Annotated in this window: 1 protein-coding gene; it reads left to right on the top strand. The window is 70.6% G+C overall.

Annotated elements, in window-relative coordinates; genetic code table 11:
* Positions 1-1,143 precede the first annotated feature (1,143 nt).
* A complete protein-coding gene (locus VR45_RS40695; RefSeq protein WP_045945020.1) occupies positions 1,144-2,178 on the top strand; it encodes a Gfo/Idh/MocA family oxidoreductase in 1,035 nt (344 codons plus the stop codon).
* Positions 2,179-2,184: the final 6 nt, after the last annotated feature.

The raw sequence follows: 2,184 nt of genomic DNA, 5'->3' as shown, positions 1-2,184 counted from the left end.
CCTGGGCGGCGGTGTTCTACTACTTCGGCCTGTGGCGCCAGGATTAAACGTCCGTACGCTCCCGAGGCCTGCCGCTCCGCCGCCCGGTGTCCCGCGCCGCCGGACGGCCGTCCGCCGGTTCACTGCCCGGGCGCCGCAGCCGCCGGACCCTGCACATCTCAACGCCACCCTCTCCGGACACAGCGTCCTCGCCGACCCGGGGGGGCGGGCGGTGAGGTGGCGCCGTGGGTTGCGCGGGAAGCCCTCGCCCTGTGGCAGGCCGAGCGCGCCGCCGGCCCCCTCGACTCGGGCGGTGACGGAACCTTGAGGCGTTGCCAGCACAATCCGAACACAGATGATCAACGGTCGCCCCTTGGCTGGTTGCTAGTGAGCAAGCGCCGCTCCGCTTCCCTGTCCCGGGTCGTTGCCAATGCGTTATCGACGATCTTCGAGAGCCACTCGATTCGCGAGGCGGGAGCCGGTGGACCTCAGCCCCCCACGTGCACATGAGCCGGACTCCGAGCCGGCTCGACAAGGCACTGGACACCGAAGCCGGGCTGGCAGGGGACGAGGCCCTGCCGGGTGTCCCGGGCGTTCGGCTGCATGCCCGGGGGTGCGGGGGGCGGCGGCTGAGACTGTTTCTGAACCCTCGGACCTTCCCTGGGCAGGGAGAGGGCGGGATCTGAAGATCACTCCGCCATTCTGGTAGGTGCCATGTTGACGCTAACATCGGATGGTGAGAGTGTCGGGGGGCAGCCGGTGCTGTCAAAGGCTCCGGCCGGCCGATCGACCTTGCCTCCGAGGGTGCACGGGCACGGCGGCCAGGACACGCGAGGCCGACCGAGCGTTGCAGGGCGTCCGACTGGTCCTGGCGTCCGCGTCCAGGTGCGGTCGTTCGGAAAGTGGCCGGTCCCTGCACCGGATGATCCGGGTGAGGCGGGAATCGGCCAGGCGTCCTGGGTAAGGGCCCGGGCCAGGCTGTGGGCGATTCGGCGGGCGAGGCCGGCTGCTCCTGGTGGCAGGCCGTGGAACCGCCTGTCGGCCTCCTCATCCCGGGCGAGTCGCAGCACGTACAGCACGGCCTCGCCAACGCCGACGCGGACCCGAAGGTCTGCTGAGGTTCTACTGCAACTGGTTTCAAGAGATCGACGGCAAGGATTGCACATGACGGACGCGCCCGTACGGATCGGACTGGCCGGCTACGGCTTCGGCGGCAGGTACTTCCATGCGCCGTTGCTCGCCTCCACCCCGGACTGCGAGTTTCTCGGGGTGGTCACCACATCCCCCGAGCGCCGCAAGCAGATCGCCGGGGAGCTGGGCCGACCGACGTACGACTCGTTGGAGGAACTGGCCCGGGCCGGAGCAGAGGCGGTTGCGGTCTCCACTCCGGCGGCCACACACATCCCATTGGCCCAGGAGGCGCTGAAGCTGGGTTTGGCAGTGGTCTGCGACAAGCCGTTCGCGCTCGACGCCTCATCTGCACGGGAGACGGCGGAACTGGCGGAGCGGCTGCGGGTTTCCCTGACGGTCTATCAGAACCGTCGCTGGGACTCCGACTTTCTGACCCTACGGCGGCTCATGGCCGAGGGTGAGCTCGGCACTCTGACCCGCTTCGAGTCGCGTTTCGAGCGGTTCCAGCCCGAGCCCGGCCCGCCGGCCGCGGGCGGCGGCACCCTGCTCGACTTCGGCAGCCACTTGGTCGACCAGGCGCTCGTCCTGTCCGGGCCGGTCGAGCGGGTGTATGCGGAGATGCGGAGCCGCGACGGCGGCGAAGGGCTCGACGAGGACGTCTTCGTCGCGCTGACCCACCGGAGCGGAGCCCGGTCACACCTGTCCGGCAGCTGGCGGCAGGGTGCACCCGGTCCGCGCTTCCGCGCCACCGGCACCACCGGGACCTACGTGGTCGACGGTGTGGACGGTCAGGAAGCCCTGCTGATCGCAGGTGCCTCCCCGGCCTCCGAGGGGGAGCGCTGGGGCATCGAGCCCGAGCAGCGTTGGGGCAAGGTGCTGCGCGGCGACCACGTCGAGCCCGCACCGTCCGCCCGCGGCGAGTGGGACACCTTCTACCCGGCCTTCGCCGCCGCACTCCGTGGCACTCGTCCGCTGCCCGTAGACCCCTGGGATGCCGTGACCACCGCGACCGTACTGGACGCCGCGCGCACCAGCGCCGCCACCGGTGAGGTCGTACGCCTGTCCTGACCCCGC

The organism is Streptomyces sp. NRRL S-495, from assembly GCF_000966955.1.
GTDB lineage: Bacteria > Actinomycetota > Actinomycetes > Streptomycetales > Streptomycetaceae > Kitasatospora > Kitasatospora purpeofusca.
The sequence above is the reverse complement of the archived record's forward strand: the minus strand, read 5'-3'. Positions and strand labels throughout refer to the sequence as shown.